Genomic DNA, 15,928 nt, shown 5'->3' on the forward strand with positions numbered 1-15,928 from the left:
CTGGTGCGACTTATTCGAAACACATAGTTGGCCCGTCTGCACTGCCCGATGCCCAGCCGCGGCAGACGGGTCGTGGGACGCCTCGGTCGATACCGACTCGAGGACGAAGTGATTAGCGTTCCGAGCACGAGTGGCCCACACCAGGTCGGCCGAGCACAGGACGGAACTCGTAATCCATGTCGAACCAACGCAATCCATGGCCCGCGCTGTACGCGCTGGTAGTCGGATCCTTCATGATCCTGCTGGACATGACCGTTGTCGCAGTGGCAAACCCGGCGATCATGGGTGACCTGGACGCCGACATCAACGAGGTGGTCTGGGTGACCAGTGCCTATCTGCTCACCTACGCGGTACCACTGCTGATCACCGGCCGACTGGGAGATCGCTTCGGCCCCAAGAACATCTATCTGGTCGGTCTGGCTGTCTTCACCGCCGCCTCACTGTGGTGCGCGGTGGCCACCACCATCGAGATACTGATCGCGGCGCGCGCGGTGCAGGGTCTGGGCGCGGCGCTCATGACGCCCCAGACCATGACCGTCATCACCCGCGCCTTTCCCGCCGACAAGCGTGGCGCCGCGATGGGCCTGTGGGGCGGCGTAGCCGGCCTGGCGACACTGGTCGGCCCGATTCTGGGTGGTTTCCTGGTCGACTCTCGGGGATGGGAGTGGATCTTCTACATCAATGTGCCGATCGGTGTGGTCGCGTTCGCGCTGGCGGTGTGGCTGGTGCCGACACTGGAAACCCATGAGCACCGGTTCGATCCGGTCGGCGTCGCGCTGTCGGCCGGCGGAATGTTCCTGCTGGTGTTCGGAATTCAGGAGGGGAATGCCCGCGACTGGGACGGTGTCATCTGGGCGCTGATCGCCGGGGGTGCGGTGTTGATGGCGCTGTTCGTCATCGTTCAGTCCCGCGATTCCGGGGAACCACTGGTGCCGATGAGCCTGTTCGCGAACCGCAACTTCGCGATGGCGAACCTGGCGATCGGAGCCATGATGGCCGCCGTCACAGCGATTTTCGTACCGTTCTACTTCTATCTCCAGCAGGTTCAGGGCATGTCGCCGACTCACTCGGCACTGGTATTGGCTCCCATGGCGATCCTTACGGGGGTTCTTTCTCCGATCACCGGCAAGCTGTCGGACAGATTGGCTCCTCGGGTACTGCCCACCGTCGGTTTCGCGGTGTTCGCCGGCAGCGTCTTCACCTTCGCGACGCTCATGCGGCCCGACACCTCGATTGCCGCGTTCCTACTGGTCGGCGGCATCGCCGGGATAGCCAATGCCTGCATCTGGGGTCCGCTGGCGACCACCGCAACCCGAGATCTTCCCCTGCAGTCGGCAGGTGCCGGTTCCGGCGTCTTCAATACGACTCGCCAGCTGGCCTCCGCATTGGGTTCGGCCACCGTGGGCGCCTTGCTGACAGCTCGAGTAGCGGCTCAGCAACTGCCGACCGACCGCGTGAGGGGCGAAGGCGCGGGAGGCGATGCGGTTGTGCCCGAAGCGTTGCTGGACAAGCTCAGCACGGCGCTTTCGGAATCGATGTACCTGCCGGCCGGAATCTTGCTGATCGGCCTGACGGCATCCATCCTGCTGCGGGGGCATGGTCAGTCAGCACACCCAACACCACCGACCGAAAAGTATTCGCTCACAGCTTGATTCGACCGCATGCCATGGCCGATTCAGCACAGTGTTTTCCAGCCGGAAATGTTTCGTCCTGAAGCAACTCGACTCGAATGCCTTGCCCTGCAACAGTATTGGACCCCTGTCCAGCAAGTCGAGTCGCAACTTCCACTAGGCTGAGCCCCATGGCTCTACCGGCAGGCTGGATTACAATCGATGTCATCGGCACCCGTCTGACCGGCGACATGTTCGTGCATTCGGCCTTCGGCAATCGCGTCGCAAGGCCATTGCGCCGCTGCGCGAACAAGCTCGGCTTCGATCGCAACGGCGAGCTGATCTTCCGGGCCGTTGCCGAGGCCGAGTTGCACGGCACGGAGATTCCCGCAACCAACGGGCTGTTCGTCGATGTGCATCGTCTGACTGCTGCCGACGGAACTTGGGTCGGCCTGATCATGTGGGTCTCGGCGACTCCGCCGACGCCGCGTCCGGTCTACAACGCGTGGGTCCTCGATCTCGCCACCATGACTTCGCGCACCAGCGGCGACGACCCATCGCTGGTCGGGGACGGCCGGCGGCCGGGCGAAGAGCGATCGATCCAATCGCTGCTGACCTGGCTCAATCCAGAGGACACCTGGTCGGTGGTTGGTCTCTACTACGACGCGCTGACGGGCGAGGACGGACTGCTGATCGAAATGGATTGGAGTCTGCGTCCGCACGACACGCAGTGGGTTCACCTGTGGAGCACCTGCCGCCTGCGCGTATCGGCGGACAGTCGGCGAACGTTGTACGGACTGACGCTCCAGCTGGTGTCCCGGGAGATCGAAGCGAACATCGCCGCGCTGATCCACTACAGCCGGGCGACCCTACTGCTGGTGGAAGCTCGCTTTCGCATTCCGCTCACCTCGGTGGGACGATTGGCCCCGCTCGGCGAGGATCGTACCGCCCAGATCATGGCCCAGATCGATCTGGAGAGCCTGGCCGATCCGGAGGACCCCGAGGGGTCGGAGCAGGCGATCCGAATCGACGGGCAGCCATTCACCGCGTCGATCTTCCCCTTGCGATCCGCGCGGCCGCGGCACGGTGATCCGGTGGCGATCGTCCTGCTGCACCAACACGAGGGTGCCGGTTCTTCGGCGACGGGGTGAGCACGGGACACACGAATGTCCCGGCTCCCCGCAGCCGAAGGGCTCTCCGCAGCACCGCGGCCGAACACTCAGCCGGTCAGGCGAGTTCGAGACAGCGCGGCGCCGCGGTGGACTCTGCCAGCAGCACCGCGAAGCGTCGCCAGTCATCGGAGCGCTGACGTGCGAGTTCGGCGATCGTCGTGCGGCAGTGTCCGGGCAGACCGGCCACGATCTGGTCCACGGTGGCCTGATCCACCCGCGATAAAGCCAGCCAGCGCAGCAGATTCCGCCCGGATTCACTGAACCTCAGGGCGGGGTCGTGGCTGAGGCGCTGCATCACCGCTTCGCAATCGACGGTGTCCGGAACGCTCGAATCACCGGCGCTTCCTCGCTTCGACACTCGTCCCGCGGGGACGGGAGCCTCCCCCCGGCGCAGTCGGCTGCGCACATCCTTCGCTGTGGTAAGAGAAATCCCGGCGGCTGTCGCTACCTCTTTCAGCGGCGCGTGCGGATTCTCGGTGAGCAATTGGGCGGCGCGTTGCCGGCCGGGCGCGTTGAGCGTCCGATGAGCGGCACCCTGACGCCCGATCCGGACCACGTCGGGCAACTCCCCGATGCCGCTGCTCCGACGTATCGCGGCGACGGTTTTATCCGAGATGCCGGAGACGGCCGCAATGGATCGGTCCGAGTGATCCGGATGTTCGCGGAGCAGACGGAACGCGGCGGCCTTGCGTTCGGCAATCGTCAGGGGCAGACCGTGGGTGACATTGAGGCGGACCGCGAGCACGAAGGCGAGCTTCTCGTCACCGTCGAACAACACCGCGGTGATCGAGTTCTCACCACGCAGCCGAGTTGCCTCCACCCGCTGATTTCCGTCGATTACACACATGGATTCGCGATGCACCACGATCGGCGGAAAGGGCTCGGTCGAGGCGGCCAGCATCCGCACGTATCCATCGTTGGTCCGACCGGTTCGTGGCGAATCGGCGGCCCGAAGACCGGCCAGCGGCAGCTCGAGCACCGCACTGAACCGACCCGCTCGATCAGTGTGCTCGGACAACAAATCCCCGATTTCGTTGACACTCACGGTTTTCCTCCCCAATGCGTTCCAGCCCCTCTGGAACAGAGCGCTACTCGTCCCCGGTCGACGAAGCGAACGAACTTGCGGCAGCCGAGTTTCGGTCCCCGCCGTCGGCCCCGACCGGGCATCTGCATCCGGACGGGAGTCACTCACCATCCGGGGCTCTCGCGGAGCCCGGCTCCGCGACGAACCCAACTCTACTGACGAGTAGCTGCACCGGCAACCTGTACGCGGAGCACCTCAGCGAGTATGAATTCGGCGCGAATATACTATCGGACAAGGCATTTCATGAGCGGTGCCGACCGAATTCGCACGCGATGTGACGACCGGCACCACCCACGCTCACCGTCGACAGCTATCTCGGGTCCGTAGTTCCCGGTCCGGCATCGCGTCGCACGGTCAGCTGACACGAGTCCCGCGTACAGGATCTCCTCAGGCGGCCGCGTGAGATCGTCTGCACGAGTCCGATCACCCAGCACGCGGGGCAACCGCGCAGGGCCAGCACACCGATCGGTAGTAGCATCAGGGCGAAAACGCCTGTCACCGGCAGCAATACCAGAGATGCGGCCAGCGAACCGAAGCCCAGGATTCCCCGAACAAGATGTGCGGGTACCGAAGTGCTGGCGAACGATCGCTCACCGGGGCGGTTCACTCCAGATTCCCGTCCGCCGGGACCCGCAGTTGCGAGCGCACCGCCGCCCGCGCCCGGTGCAGTCGCGATTTCATCGCCGCCGTGCTCAGCCCCGTGGCCCGGGCCACGAAACTCCCCGGCAGCCCCTGCACGTCCCGCATTATCAGCACCCGCCGCTGATCGGCGGGCAGGGCCGAGATGGCCGCGGCCACCCGCTCGACCTCGAGCCGGACCAGCACGTCATCCTCCGCCGACGAGGTCGGCATGTCGACGAACTGCTCACTCCCGCTTGCCATCTCACGCACCCGCCGCAGACATTCGTTGCGCACGATCCGAAACATCCAGGAGGCCAGAGCGGCAGTGGCCCGCAAGGTCCCGATCTTGCGAAACAGCACGATCATGGCGTCCTGCGCCGCGTCCTCGGCGTCCTGGCTCGTGGCGCACAACGCGAACGCGAACCGCCGGACATGCGGGTGCGCACCGGAAACCAAGGCCGCCACAGCCGCCTCGTCCCCACCCTGCGCGGCAACAACGATCTCCGCCGCCGGCCACGCGCTACCCACGAGACCCCCTCCGCTTCCGCAGCACCACGACGCAGCTGCACACCGCAACCGCCGCGACCACCCCGGCAACAATAATGACGGTCATCAGATCCCTCTCGTCCGTGCCCGGGCCTCGATGTCCGGGCATTCATAAGAGGGATCCGCGGCGAAAAGGATTCGGCCGCATCGGGGGTGGTTCGGATCCGAGGCAGGCCGGGCGGCGGACATCGCCCGCAGCCCCTCGACGCCGACTCCTCGGCCGCTAGCTCAGTGCGGCGGCCCGTTTGATCGCCGTCCGGATGCGGAAGTACGTCCCACACCGGCAAACGTTCTCGATCCGGTCGATGTCCTCGTCGGTGAGCGGTTCGCCGCCGGCCAGAAGTGCCGCGACGGCCATGATCTGGCCGGGCTGGCAGTAGCCGCACTGGGGTACGTCCTGCTCGATCCAGGCCCGCTGGACCGGGTGCAGGGTGTCGCCGTCGGCCAGGCCCTCGATGGTGGTGACGGTCTTGCCCGCGACCTCGCGGACGGGGGTGACGCACGGCTGGATGGCTTTGCCGTCCAGGTGGGAGGTGCAGGCGTGGCAGACCTGGATGCCGCAGCCGAACTTCGGGCCGGTGATGCCGAGCTTGTCGCGGAGCACCCAGAGCAGGGCCAGGTCCGCGGGTGCGGTGACGGTGACGGATTCTCCGTTCACGACGAACGTGTACTCGGGCATGTGCGAGCCTCCGGTTCAGCGTGGGAAGGGGGTGAAGTCGACTGCGCGAAGAACCGGGAAGCCGCGCACAGGTTTTCCGGTGGCTCGGGCGTAGGCGTTGGCGACCGCGCCGACGGCCGCGGGCACGCCGAGTTCACCGACCCCGCCGGGCGGGCCACCGGAATGCAGGTGGATGAACTCGACTTCGAGCGGCGAATCGCGCTGCCGGGCAAAGTGGAACTGGGAGTAGCTGCCCTCCAGGGCAAGTCCCTTCTCGATGTGCAGACCGGCGTGCAGCACCGTGGAGATGGCGTCGGTGAGGCCGCCCAGCAGCTGGTTCTCCACGCCGCTCGGGTTCACGCAGGTGCCGGCATCGACGGCGATCACGGCGCGGGTCACCCGGGGACGGGTCGGGTCGCTCGCATCCATCTCCACCAGACAGGCTGTGCGAGAGCGGTATTCGGCGTGAAATCCGAGTCCCCGCGCGTGCCCGGACGGCATCGGTTCGGTCCACCGGCCCACCCGCGCCACCTGCTCGACCACCTGTTTGTCCAAGCGGTCCTTCAGAACTCGCAGCCGGTACCGCACGGGATCCTCCCCGATCCGGTCGGCGATCTCGTCCATGAAGATCTCTTCCACGCCGCGGGCGGGACCGGAGTACACCGACCGCCACATGCCGGTGGGGTAGTCGATCGGCACCTCGTTCATGACCTCGGATACCAGTCCGAGGTCGTACGGGATGGAGGTTTCGAGCTGGAACAGAGCCTGTGACGCGAGCCAATTGACCGGCGGATAAAGTCCTTTCGCGATCGACTCGTGCACGAAGGAGTCGAACCCGATCAGTTCGTCGCAGGTGGCGGCCGCGACCCGCTGCTCGTACCCGACAACCTTGTCCCGGTGCAGCACGGCTCGCAGTTTGTGGTGCATGGCCGGGCGCGCACGCCCGTGCCGCATGTCATCGGACCTGGTCCACATGAGTTTGACCGGCATGCCCAGGGCTTTCGAGATCTCGCACGCCTCCAGCGCGGCGTCGTGATACATCCGCCGCCCGAAGGAGCCACCCGCCTGCACGACGTGCACCGTGACCCGGTCCGCCGGCAACCCGAGTTCGGCCGCGATCGCGGCCCGCGCCACGGTGGGAAGCTTCAGCCCGCACCAGATCTCGGCGCGGTCCGCCCGCACGTCGGCGATGGCGCAGTTCGTCTCCATGGGTGCGTGGTTCACGTACGCCCAGTCGAATTCCGCTTCCAGGTAATCGATTCCGAGCGTGGCGTTGCGCACCGGCGGCGCGGCGAAAGCCGGTGTGGAGGCGTGCAGTTCGGCGAAGATGTCCGCGTCCGATCGTTCGTCGATGGACCCGGCCGTCCATTCGACGGCCATGGCGTCCTTCGCGGCCCACGCCTGCCCGAAGGTCTCCGCCACGACAGCGATCCCGGTGCTGATCACCGCGACGTCGATGACGCCCGGCATGGCCCGCACGGCCCGCTCGTCGAACGAGGCCACCCCGCCGTTGACCGTGGGCGGCCGGCGCACCATGGTCGGCCGCGCTCCCGCCACCGCGATGTCCATGGTGTACTTCACCCTGCCGGTGACGATGTCGTGAATGTCGTTGCGCCGATGCCACTTTCCGATGCGTGCGTGCTCGGCCTCCGGCTTCGGCGCACCCACGATCCCCACGTATCGCCGGTCCGCGGCGGCCCCGGCAAGCTCCCCGTACCCCAACCGCAGCCCCCCTGACCCCCGAACCTCACCGTCTTCGGTCCGCACCGAGTCCGCGGCGACTCCCCACCGGTCCGCAGCGGCCTGCACGAGCCGCCGTCGCGCGGTGGCGGCGAGAACCCGAACCGGATCGTAAAGCGCCCGAGTCGATGTGGACCCGCCGGTCAACTGATTGGCCACCAACTCCCCCCGAGCCCGCTCCAGCTGCACCTCGACCCGATCCACCTCCAGATCGAGCTCTTCCGCGATCATGATCGCCACCCCGGTGGCGATCCCCTGCCCGCACTCGAGCCGCGGCAGCAGAAACCGCGCACCCCCGTCCGTCCCGACGGTCAACACCATGAGCGGTGCGGTGGCAATGGTCCCCAACCGCGCCAGCTCCCCCAGGTCGATGATCTCGCCGCGACCGGCCGCCGCCACCGGCGCGGCCCCCGCCACCCCCGCCCACTCCCCCTCGGCGACGAACCGCCCCGCGATCGTCACCGTCGGCGCCGCCAGTAGATAGGTCAGAAACCTCCGGCGCTCGACCCCCGGACGGTGCACGGCGGCATCGACTGACCCGGCCGACCGCTTCTTCGCTACCGCCATAGCTGGAAAACTAGGCCATCACCAGCACGGATCGGCCCAGGAACACGCCCGCGCGGCGCACCGCCCGAAACTGCCGGACACACCGGGTCGTTGTGACGGAGGGTCCTCGAGCAGCACCCGGGGCCGCCCGGCTCGAGGGAGACTTGCCGCCATGGCAGCAGATGAGCTTGTAGACGTATCGATCGCGGGCCCCGACGAGGACCAGCTCGCGGACTTCACCCGGCTGCTGGTGGAGAAACGACTCGCCGCGTGCGGGAACATCATCCCGGGCGTGCGGTCGATCTACCGCTGGGAAGGCGAGATCGAGGAGGCCGAGGAGGCCTTGGCCCTCCTGCACACCCGCCGTTCCCTGGTCCCCGCGATCATCGAGGCGGCGAACGAACACCACCCCTACGACGTACCCCAGGTCCTGGCCGTCCCGGTGTCCGAGGCACATCCCGGGTACCGGCAGTGGGTCCTGGACTCGACCCTGGCCGAATAGTGAGTGGGGCGGGTGGGGCTCGAACCCACGACCAATGGATTATGAGTCCACGGCTCTAACCGACTGAGCTACCGCCCCTGACCGCGGCGGGAAGCTGCGGGCGATGGGATGGTACCGCTTCGAGTGTGGCGTTGCCTACTCGGCCGCGGGGGAACCTGGTGTGTCGTAGGCGGATCGAGGGAATGGAGGTTGCTGTGGCTTCGCTGTTCGTGAACGTGTTGCGGGGGCATCAGTGGTTGTACGAGAACAGCCGGGGGCTGGTGGGGCACCGGCTGCTGTTCGGGAACCCGACGCTGCTGCTGCGGACCGTCGGCAGGAAGACCGGGCAGGAGCGGACCTCGGCGCTCACCTACGGGCGGGACGGGGACTCGTACCTGGTCACCGCCTCCAACGGAGGATCGTCGCGGCCACCGGGGTGGTTGGCGAACCTCAAGGCCAAGCCCGAGGTCGAGATCCAGGTCGGAACCAAGCGGATCCCGGTCGTCGCGACGGCCACGTACCCGGACGACCCGGACTACGCGCGTCGCTTCGCGATCGTCGACAAGGTCAATCAGGGGCGGTACGCGGAATATCAGAAGAAGACGACACGGCAGCTGGCCGTGGTGGTGCTGACTCCGCGATAGCGAGCGCCGACCGGGGCAATCCCCTCGAACTGGACAGGTGAGCTAAGGCTCGGCTATCCTGTCCGGCGAGGGGAGTACTTCCCACGAATCATTCCGGTCAATACGGATCGCGCCATCGCGAACCCCGGGTGGTTGCCCTGAAATACGGGTGAAGGAGACCTCAAGCCGCTTGACCGCGCTTGAGGAGACCCCGTTTTGAGCACCTCCGTATCCCTGCTGGCGAGTTCCGCCGGCGTCGAATCCATCGGTACGCCCTGGTTGTGGGCGGGCACCATCGGCGTCGTGCTGGCGCTACTGGTTCTCGACTTCGCACTGACCCGCCGCCCGCACGAAGTCTCGATGCGCGAGGCCATCGGCTGGACCGTCTTCTACATCGCCCTCCCGGTCGCCTTCGGCGTATACCTCTGGGCGAGTAACGGTTCCACGATCGGCGTCGAGTTCTTCACCGGATATCTGCTCGAGAAATCGCTCTCGGTCGACAACCTCTTCGTGTTCATGCTGCTGCTGAGCGCCTTCGCGGTCCCGGCCGCCCTGGCCCAGCGCGTCCTGCTCTATGGCATCGCCGGCGCGCTGGTGCTGCGCGGCATCTTCATCGCCCTCGGCGCGGCCGCCCTGGCCACCCTGGACTGGGCCTTCCTGCTGTTCGGCGTGATCCTGCTGATCACCGCGATCAAGCTGCTCTCCGACGCCATGAGCGGACACGAACAGGCCGTGGACATCTCGGAGATGAAGTCGGTCAGGCTGCTGCGCCGGTTCATGCCGGTCACCGACGACTACCGGGGCACCCGCATGACCGTCCGCGAGGCCGGTCGCCGCGCCCTGACCCCGCTGGCGCTGGTGGTCGCGGCCGTCATGGCCACCGACCTCGTGTTCGCCGTCGACTCGGTGCCCGCGGTGTACGGCGTCACCGGTGACCCGTTCCTGGTGTTCGCCACCAACGCCTTCGCCCTACTCGGTTTGCGCGCACTGTATTTCGTCCTGAACGCCGCGCTCTCGCGACTGGTGCACCTGGCCTACGGCCTGGCGATCATCCTCGCCTTCATCGGCGTGAAGCTGGTGCTGCACTGGGCACACGGCGTCTGGGCGGGCGTGCCGACCATCCCGACCGCGGCCTCGCTGGTGGTGATCGTGGTGGTGCTGGCGACCGTCACCCTGACCAGTCTGCGCGCCACTCGCGGTGGCAAGACCGCCGACGTACCGTGAGTCATGCTCCTGCAACGTTTTCGACGGCCCGGCCTCGACGAGATGAACCGGGCCGTCGATTCGCTCGTACTCTCCGAGGCGGTCTTCAAGACGTGCCCCTGGCAGCCCCGCGACCTGGTGGAAACCGGTCTGCGACAGTGGTTGCGGTGCTGCGGGGCGGCCCTGCGCGACTCGCAGGTGATCGGTATGCCCTCGCATTCGGTCGATGAGGCGTGGCACGGCCTGATCCTGTGCACGCAACGGTACGAACGCTTCTGCCGGGACGCCTACGGGCAGTTCCTGCACCATTTCCCGGACGGCGACGGGTTCGGCGCCGGCAAGAACGCCGACCCCGAACCCGTCGCGGAGCAATTGCGCCGGACCGTGGTGGCCTGGTCGATGGTCGCGCGCCCCGGCGAGCAGTGCGTGCTCTGGAACATGGACACCGTCGTGGGCGTCGACCGGCCGTGGGGCATTCCCGAGACCAGGGTCGCCGAGATCGAACAGGCGCTCCGCGACACAGCAGGCTGAAGACGAGTTCCATGGCGCTCGCGGCTAACCGCCGCCTCCGCCGCAGCCACCACCGCCACCGCCGCCACCGCAACCGCTGCTGCCACCACCGCAGCTGCTGCTCCCGCCACCGCAGCTACTGCCGCCACCGCATCCGCTGCTGCTGCCGCCGCCTCCCCCGTAGGACCCGGCGCGCCGCCATTGGTTGTTGCGCCGCTGGGTGTTGCGCCGTTGCGTGCCCGCGCGGACGAAAGCCACGATGATGCCGATCACGAACGCCACCACCAGGCCGATACAGACGAAGCCGAATAGGATTTCCATACGTTCCCCCGAACTCTCGCCGCCGTCAGCGACCGCGGCTCATCCTCCCTAGCCGAAAGCTACTGGCACTCGACGGTCCCAGACAACCGATATTCCGAGAAGCCGCCCGACCGTTAGGTTCTCGTCGCCGCGCTTTTACGAAACCGTGGCCGGCGAGCACGCGACGGGATGCCGAAACCGCAGCGGCGCAACGAGAAAGCGAAGAGCCGAGGCGGACTCCGCCTCGGCTCTGCCCGACACCCGTCGCTACTAACTGCTGCTGCCCCCACCGCAGCTGCTGCCGCCGCCTCCACACGAACTGCTGCCACCGCCGCAACTGCTGCTGCCACCCCCGCAGGAGCCGCTGCCCCCGCTGTCGGAGGACGAACCCCCGCCGCAACCGGACGAACCGTGGTCGTGATGGCTTCCCCCGCCACAGCCGCTGTGCCCGTGGTGGTACGCGCCCCCGGACCCGGACGCCCCGTAGTACCCGCCGCGCCGCCAGCGCTGGTCACGATGCTCGTTGCGACGGCGGCCGGACGCGCGGGCGATGGCCACGATGATCGCGACCACGAACGCCAGCGTCAGGCCGATGCACACCAGGCCGAAGAGGACTTCCATTCGTTCCCTCGCACTCTCGCCGCCGTCGTGGACGCCGGGCGGCCTCCACGTAGCCGAAAACTACCGACACCGACGGGCCCGGACAACTCCGATTCCGAAGCCGTCCCGCCGCCTCTCCCCGGTTATACGACTCCGCGCCCGCTGCGTTTCGCAGCGGGCGCGGAACAGCGCGTGAACTTCTAGGTCAGCTTCACCCGGGCGGCGAAGAACCGCGCCACCGCCGGCGCGAACCGGTTGAACCGGTACTGCAGCCACGCCTCCGGCGTCACCGGAACCACGTCGCGATTGCTCTCCACCGACTTCACGATCTGCTCGGCGACCTTCTCCGGCCCGTAGCGCCGCGCGGCGTAGAGCCTGTCGAACTTCTCCTGCTTGGCGGCTTCCTCGGCGGCCGAGACCCCGGAGAATCGGGTGGTGGCAACGATATTGGTGTGCACGATGCCGGGGCAGATGGTGTGCACGCCGATGTTCTTGCCCGCCAGCTCCGCGCGCAGGCAGTCCGAGAACATGAAGACCGCGGACTTGCTGGTGGAGTACGCGGAGAATCCGCGCTGCGGGGTGTAGGCCGCCATGCTGGACAGGTTCACGATGTGCCCGCCCAGGCCGCGGTCGGCCATGGCCTTTCCGAACGCCCGGCAGCCGTTGACGACCCCGTACAGGTTGATGTTGAGCACGCGATCGAATTCGGCGGCGGGAGTGTCGAAGAAGTCGCCCGCCTGCCCGATGCCCGCGTTGTTGATCAGGATGTCCGGCACGCCGTGCGCGGCGATCACGGTGGCGGCGTGCTCGGTCACCGCGGCCTCGGAGGACACGTCGAGCTGGTACGCGTGCGCCGTACCGCCTTCGCGCGCAATGAGTTCCGCGGTTTCCTTGGCCGAGTCCAGGTTGATGTCCGAGAGCACCACCTCGGCTCCGCGCCGCGCGAACGCCAGCGCGGTCTCGCGGCCGATGCCGCTGCCGCCGCCGGTGATGACCAGCAGCTGATCCTCGAAGCTCCCCAGCTCCCGGCCGACTTCGGCCCGGCGCAGCGCGCGCGTGCTCTCCCCGGTGCGCAGCGAGTCGATGAGTTCGGTGGTGGCGGTGGCCAGCAGTTCCGGATGCGAGAACGGCAGCCAGTGCCCGCCGCCGACCTCGCGGCGGTACAGGTTCGGCGCCCATTCCTTGGTGTCGGCGTAGCCCGCGGGCCGCACCGCCACGTCGCGGCGCGCGATGATCAGCTGCACCGGCACCTCGGTGCGGCGCTCACGCGGATCGCTCAGCCGCGGCAGGATGTTCGCGCGGTAGATGCGCATGCCGTCGAAGAAGTCGCGCCGGAACTCGGGCCCGAACTTGATGTTGGCGGGCGCGGTGTCGTTCATGAGGCCGACGAAACGCGACCACATCTTCTCGGTGCCGAGCGGGCGCAGCACGACCTTGGGCAGGCCCGGGGTCATGAACAGACCGGTGTACGCCGAGGACAGCAGCTGGGTGAACGGACCCCAGACCTTGCCCCGGGACAGATCGCCGCGCACCCACTTGCCCAGGTGATCGAGGTTCGGACCGGACACCGAGGTGAAGGACAGCACGCGCTCGGCCGCCTTCGGCTCGCACACCGCCTCCCACATCTCGACCGAGCCCCAGTCGTGCGCGAGCACGTGCACGGGCCGGTCCGGGCTCACCGCGTCGGCGACGGCGAAGAAGTCGGCGGCGAAGTGCTCGAGCCGGTAGTCCTCGGTCCGATCGGTGCGGGTGGAGCGGCCGTGCCCGCGGGTGTCGTAGGTGACCACGTGGAAGCGGTCGGCCAGCAGCGGCACCACGCGATCCCAGAGGTGATTGTCATCGGGCCAGCCGTGCACCAGCACAATGGTTTCCGCGGACGGCTCGCCGTATTCGTATACGGCGATCTCGAATTCGCCGCTGCGCACGAGGCGCTCGCTCGCGGGGATGATGGTCGGTTGATCGGTCATCGATCTTCTCCTGGGCAAGGTTCGGGGAACGGACTAGAGGTCCAGCACCAGACGTTCCCCGGCGCAGCGGGATACACAGATGAGCGCGTCGCCGGCGGCCCGCTCCTTCGCGGTGAGCACGGTGTCGCGATGGTCGACTTCGCCTTCGGTCACCCGCACCCGGCAGGTGCGGCAGAACCCCTGGCGGCAGGAATACGGGCTGTCCGGGCGGATCTTGAGCACTTCCTCCAGCACCGACTTGTCCGCGGGCACCTCGATGGTGATGCCGGTGCGGGCCAGCTCGACCTGGAAGGCGGTGCCGTTGACCACCGGCGGCGGTGAGAAACGCTCGGAATACATTTCCACGCCGGGCATCTCGCGCACGCGGTCCGCGATGGCCTGGGTCATGACGACCGGCCCGCAGCAGTACACCGAGGTGTCCCCGCCGACGCCCGGCAGCAGATCCGCCCCGGTGGGCAGACCGTGCTCGTCGTCGGTGCGAATGGTGACCCGCTCGCCGAAGGCCTCGAGCTCGGACAGGAACGGGATGGTGTCGCGAGATCGCCCGGCGTACACCATGGTCCACCGCACGCCCAGCGACTCCGCCATGCGGATCATGGGCAGGATGGGCGTGATCCCGATGCCGCCCGCCACGAAATGCACTCGGGCGGCGGAGGATCCGTAGCCGGGCAGCACGAACGGGAAGGCGTTGCGCGGCCCCCGCACGGTCACCTGGGAGCCGACGGCCAGCGCGTCGTGGATCTCGATGGAGCCGCCGCCACCGTTGGGTATGCGCCGCACCGCGATTCGGTAGCTGTGCCGATCCGCCGGATCCCCGCACAGCGAGTACTGGCGGATCCGCCCCGAGGGCAGTTCCACGTCCAGGTGCGCGCCCGGCCGCCACGCCGGCAGTGCCCGGCCGTCCGGTGCGATGAGCATGAGGCTGACCACGTCGTTGTCGTGCGCCTCCACGCGGCGCTCGACCAGCACCAGCGGCAGCCGCCGGTCGTCGAACGCGGCGGGCGGTTCCTTGCGGTTCACCAGTGTGGTCCAGCGCAGGCGCGTTTCCGCGATCGCGTCGAGCACCCGGGTGGTGCGGTCGGGTCGTGCCTTGCCGTACAGGTCACGCGGCGGATCGAACGGGACCGGTCGAGTCATGGTCACGAGGCCATGATCCGAGCCGCCGGGGACTGGGCGAGGTAGGCGATGGCCTGCGCACTCGAACCCACCGGCTCGGGGGTGTAGCCCGGCTTGAAGGTGGACAGCGCGCTGATCAGCAGGGACGGGATGCCCGGCACCGCACCACGCCACATCGAGGCGAAGATCCGCCCCACCAGCATGGGATATCTGTGATCGGGCAGCGCCGGATCCTGGTGCACGAGGTACTTCGTGCCACGCAGCAGCAGCGCGATGAACACCGGGAAGATGATCAGCATCAGAGCCCCGCGGCGGACGTAACCGACGCCGAAGTACTCGGCCACGTCGTGCGCGACCATCCGGTGCTCGACCTCTTCGGCACCGTGCCAGCGGAACAGGTCCAGCATCTGCGGGTCGGCGTCGAACTGCTCGAGGTCGGCGTTGAGCACCCAGTCGCCGAGGAAGGCGAAGAAGTGCTCGAGCGCGGCGATCACGCCGAGCCGTTCCACCAGCACCTGCTGCCGCTTGGCGTCGGTGCCGCCCTCGCGCGGGCCCAGGGTCTTGCGGAAGAGGTATTCCGCCTGGCGCACATAGGGTTCGACGTCGATGCCGTGCGTGGCCAGCACCTCTTCGAGTGCGCCGTTGTGGCTCTCGGCGTGCATGGACTCCTGGCCGATGAAGCCGATCATGGCTTCGCGCAGCTTCTCGTCGCGCACCAGTTCCAAGGCTTCGCCGTAGGTCACCAGGAACATGCGCTCGCCCTCGGGCAGCAGCATGCTCAGGGCATTGAGAACGTGCGAGGCGATGGGCTCCTTGGTCATCCAGACCGGCTTGGTATTCGACCAGTCGAATCGCACGTTACGGGCATGAAGCGCCACCTCACCGGGTTCGGTCACCGGTCGGCGGCCCCGCTTCGGAAGTAGCTTCATCGATACTCCTGGTTGTTCTGTCGGCACAGCGTCGTGCTGGGTCCGTTGTGATGGGTCCCACGTGATTGCTGCATGAGCGTAGCAAAATTCTACGCGTATATGGGACTGCTAGTTACATCTAGATTCGGCGACCGGAGAATCACCGGCCGGACACGCCGGGTGACGTGCCGAATGACGATCTTGCCCGGTCTGCGGCCGAACCCGTAATGCCCAGGTGATCTG

Annotated in this window: 15 protein-coding genes and 1 tRNA gene; 6 read left to right on the plus strand and 10 right to left on the minus strand. The window is 67.4% G+C overall.

What is annotated here, in order from left to right; translation table 11 throughout:
* Window positions 1-176: 176 nt before the first annotated feature.
* Both ABZ319_RS14940 and ABZ319_RS14945 read left to right on the plus strand, forming a co-directional pair.
* Entirely contained in the window at window positions 177-1,652 is a 1,476-nt protein-coding gene (locus ABZ319_RS14940) for a DHA2 family efflux MFS transporter permease subunit (protein WP_354986950.1), read from the plus strand.
* 149 nt (window positions 1,653-1,801) lie between these two features.
* Window positions 1,802-2,761, plus strand: a complete 960-nt coding sequence (locus ABZ319_RS14945) for a hypothetical protein (protein WP_354986951.1) — start codon at window positions 1,802-1,804, stop codon at window positions 2,759-2,761.
* A 76-nt stretch (window positions 2,762-2,837) separates the two neighbouring features.
* On the opposite strand, the gene ABZ319_RS14950 is transcribed toward ABZ319_RS14945, so the two are convergent.
* The 4 genes from ABZ319_RS14950 to ABZ319_RS14965 all read right to left on the minus strand — a co-directional run bounded on the left by ABZ319_RS14950 (window position 2,838) and on the right by ABZ319_RS14965 (window position 7,998).
* On the minus strand, window positions 2,838-3,977 hold the full coding sequence (locus ABZ319_RS14950; RefSeq protein ID WP_354986952.1) for a transcriptional regulator: 1,140 nt from the start codon (window positions 3,975-3,977) through the stop codon (window positions 2,838-2,840).
* 492 nt (window positions 3,978-4,469) lie between these two features.
* Window positions 4,470-5,015 carry an RNA polymerase sigma factor gene (locus ABZ319_RS14955; RefSeq protein ID WP_354986953.1) on the minus strand — a complete coding sequence of 182 codons (546 nt, stop codon included), beginning with the start codon at window positions 5,013-5,015 and terminating at the stop codon, window positions 4,470-4,472.
* 241 nt (window positions 5,016-5,256) lie between these two features.
* On the minus strand, window positions 5,257-5,712 hold the full coding sequence (locus ABZ319_RS14960) for a (2Fe-2S)-binding protein (protein WP_354986954.1): 456 nt from the start codon (window positions 5,710-5,712) through the stop codon (window positions 5,257-5,259).
* Window positions 5,713-5,727: 15 nt separating this feature from the next.
* On the minus strand, window positions 5,728-7,998 hold the full coding sequence (locus tag ABZ319_RS14965; protein ID WP_354986955.1) for a molybdopterin cofactor-binding domain-containing protein: 2,271 nt from the start codon (window positions 7,996-7,998) through the stop codon (window positions 5,728-5,730).
* A gap of 151 nt (window positions 7,999-8,149) precedes the next feature.
* Here ABZ319_RS14965 and cutA point away from each other — a divergent pair, with 151 nt between their 5' ends.
* Window positions 8,150-8,479: a divalent-cation tolerance protein CutA gene (gene cutA / locus ABZ319_RS14970; protein ID WP_354986956.1), complete on the plus strand. Its 330-nt coding sequence runs from the start codon at window positions 8,150-8,152 to the stop codon at window positions 8,477-8,479.
* A 4-nt stretch (window positions 8,480-8,483) separates the two neighbouring features.
* Here the strand turns inward: cutA and ABZ319_RS14975 are convergent.
* A tRNA-Ile gene (locus ABZ319_RS14975) sits at window positions 8,484-8,557 on the minus strand.
* 116 nt (window positions 8,558-8,673) lie between these two features.
* Here ABZ319_RS14975 and ABZ319_RS14980 point away from each other — a divergent pair.
* From ABZ319_RS14980 to ABZ319_RS14990, 3 genes are all read left to right on the plus strand, one after another.
* Window positions 8,674-9,102: a nitroreductase family deazaflavin-dependent oxidoreductase gene (locus ABZ319_RS14980; RefSeq protein ID WP_354986957.1), complete on the plus strand. Its 429-nt coding sequence runs from the start codon at window positions 8,674-8,676 to the stop codon at window positions 9,100-9,102.
* 195 nt (window positions 9,103-9,297) lie between these two features.
* Window positions 9,298-10,305: a TerC/Alx family metal homeostasis membrane protein gene (locus ABZ319_RS14985; protein ID WP_354986958.1), complete on the plus strand. Its 1,008-nt coding sequence runs from the start codon at window positions 9,298-9,300 to the stop codon at window positions 10,303-10,305.
* A 3-nt stretch (window positions 10,306-10,308) separates the two neighbouring features.
* A complete protein-coding gene (locus ABZ319_RS14990) occupies window positions 10,309-10,815 on the plus strand; it encodes a hypothetical protein (protein ID WP_354986959.1) in 507 nt (168 codons plus the stop codon).
* A gap of 24 nt (window positions 10,816-10,839) precedes the next feature.
* Here ABZ319_RS14990 and ABZ319_RS14995 read toward each other — a convergent pair whose 3' ends face one another.
* The 5 genes from ABZ319_RS14995 to ABZ319_RS15015 all read right to left on the minus strand — a co-directional run bounded on the left by ABZ319_RS14995 (window position 10,840) and on the right by ABZ319_RS15015 (window position 15,706).
* A complete protein-coding gene (locus ABZ319_RS14995; protein WP_354986960.1) occupies window positions 10,840-11,115 on the minus strand; it encodes a hypothetical protein in 276 nt (91 codons plus the stop codon).
* 249 nt (window positions 11,116-11,364) lie between these two features.
* Complete coding sequence (locus ABZ319_RS15000) at window positions 11,365-11,715, minus strand: hypothetical protein (RefSeq protein WP_354986961.1); 351 nt, start codon at window positions 11,713-11,715, stop codon at window positions 11,365-11,367.
* Between the two features lie 179 nt (window positions 11,716-11,894).
* The gene (locus tag ABZ319_RS15005; RefSeq protein WP_354986962.1) at window positions 11,895-13,661 is read right to left on the minus strand and encodes an SDR family oxidoreductase; all 1,767 of its coding nucleotides are present in this window, start codon (window positions 13,659-13,661) and stop codon (window positions 11,895-11,897) included.
* Between the two features lie 33 nt (window positions 13,662-13,694).
* A complete protein-coding gene (locus tag ABZ319_RS15010; protein WP_354987011.1) occupies window positions 13,695-14,798 on the minus strand; it encodes a PDR/VanB family oxidoreductase in 1,104 nt (367 codons plus the stop codon).
* Between the two features lie 2 nt (window positions 14,799-14,800).
* Window positions 14,801-15,706, minus strand: a complete 906-nt coding sequence (locus tag ABZ319_RS15015; protein ID WP_354986963.1) for a metal-dependent hydrolase — start codon at window positions 15,704-15,706, stop codon at window positions 14,801-14,803.
* Between the last annotated feature and the right edge of the window lie 222 nt (window positions 15,707-15,928).

Origin of the sequence: Nocardia sp. NPDC005978, assembly GCF_040614455.1 — a bacterium.
Lineage (GTDB): Bacteria > Actinomycetota > Actinomycetes > Mycobacteriales > Mycobacteriaceae > Nocardia.

Bases quoted from the DNA above. Each gene is read 5' to 3' on its own strand.
- ABZ319_RS14995 (WP_354986960.1), bottom strand. From the start codon at position 11,115: ATGGAAATCCTATTCGGCTTCGTCTGTATCGGCCTGGTGGTGGCGTTC.
- ABZ319_RS14990 (WP_354986959.1), top strand. From the start codon at position 10,309: ATGCTCCTGCAACGTTTTCGACGGCCCGGCCTCGACGAGATGAACCGG.
- ABZ319_RS15000 (WP_354986961.1), bottom strand. From the start codon at position 11,715: ATGGAAGTCCTCTTCGGCCTGGTGTGCATCGGCCTGACGCTGGCGTTC.
- cutA (WP_354986956.1), top strand. From the start codon at position 8,150: ATGGCAGCAGATGAGCTTGTAGACGTATCGATCGCGGGCCCCGACGAG.
- ABZ319_RS15015 (WP_354986963.1), bottom strand. From the start codon at position 15,706: ATGAAGCTACTTCCGAAGCGGGGCCGCCGACCGGTGACCGAACCCGGT.
- ABZ319_RS15005 (WP_354986962.1), bottom strand. From the start codon at position 13,661: ATGACCGATCAACCGACCATCATCCCCGCGAGCGAGCGCCTCGTGCGC.
- ABZ319_RS15010 (WP_354987011.1), bottom strand. From the start codon at position 14,798: ATGACTCGACCGGTCCCGTTCGATCCGCCGCGTGACCTGTACGGCAAG.
- ABZ319_RS14960 (WP_354986954.1), bottom strand. From the start codon at position 5,712: ATGCCCGAGTACACGTTCGTCGTGAACGGAGAATCCGTCACCGTCACC.
- ABZ319_RS14965 (WP_354986955.1), bottom strand. From the start codon at position 7,998: ATGGCGGTAGCGAAGAAGCGGTCGGCCGGGTCAGTCGATGCCGCCGTG.
- ABZ319_RS14950 (WP_354986952.1), bottom strand. From the start codon at position 3,977: ATGGTGAGTGACTCCCGTCCGGATGCAGATGCCCGGTCGGGGCCGACG.
- ABZ319_RS14940 (WP_354986950.1), top strand. From the start codon at position 177: ATGTCGAACCAACGCAATCCATGGCCCGCGCTGTACGCGCTGGTAGTC.
- ABZ319_RS14945 (WP_354986951.1), top strand. From the start codon at position 1,802: ATGGCTCTACCGGCAGGCTGGATTACAATCGATGTCATCGGCACCCGT.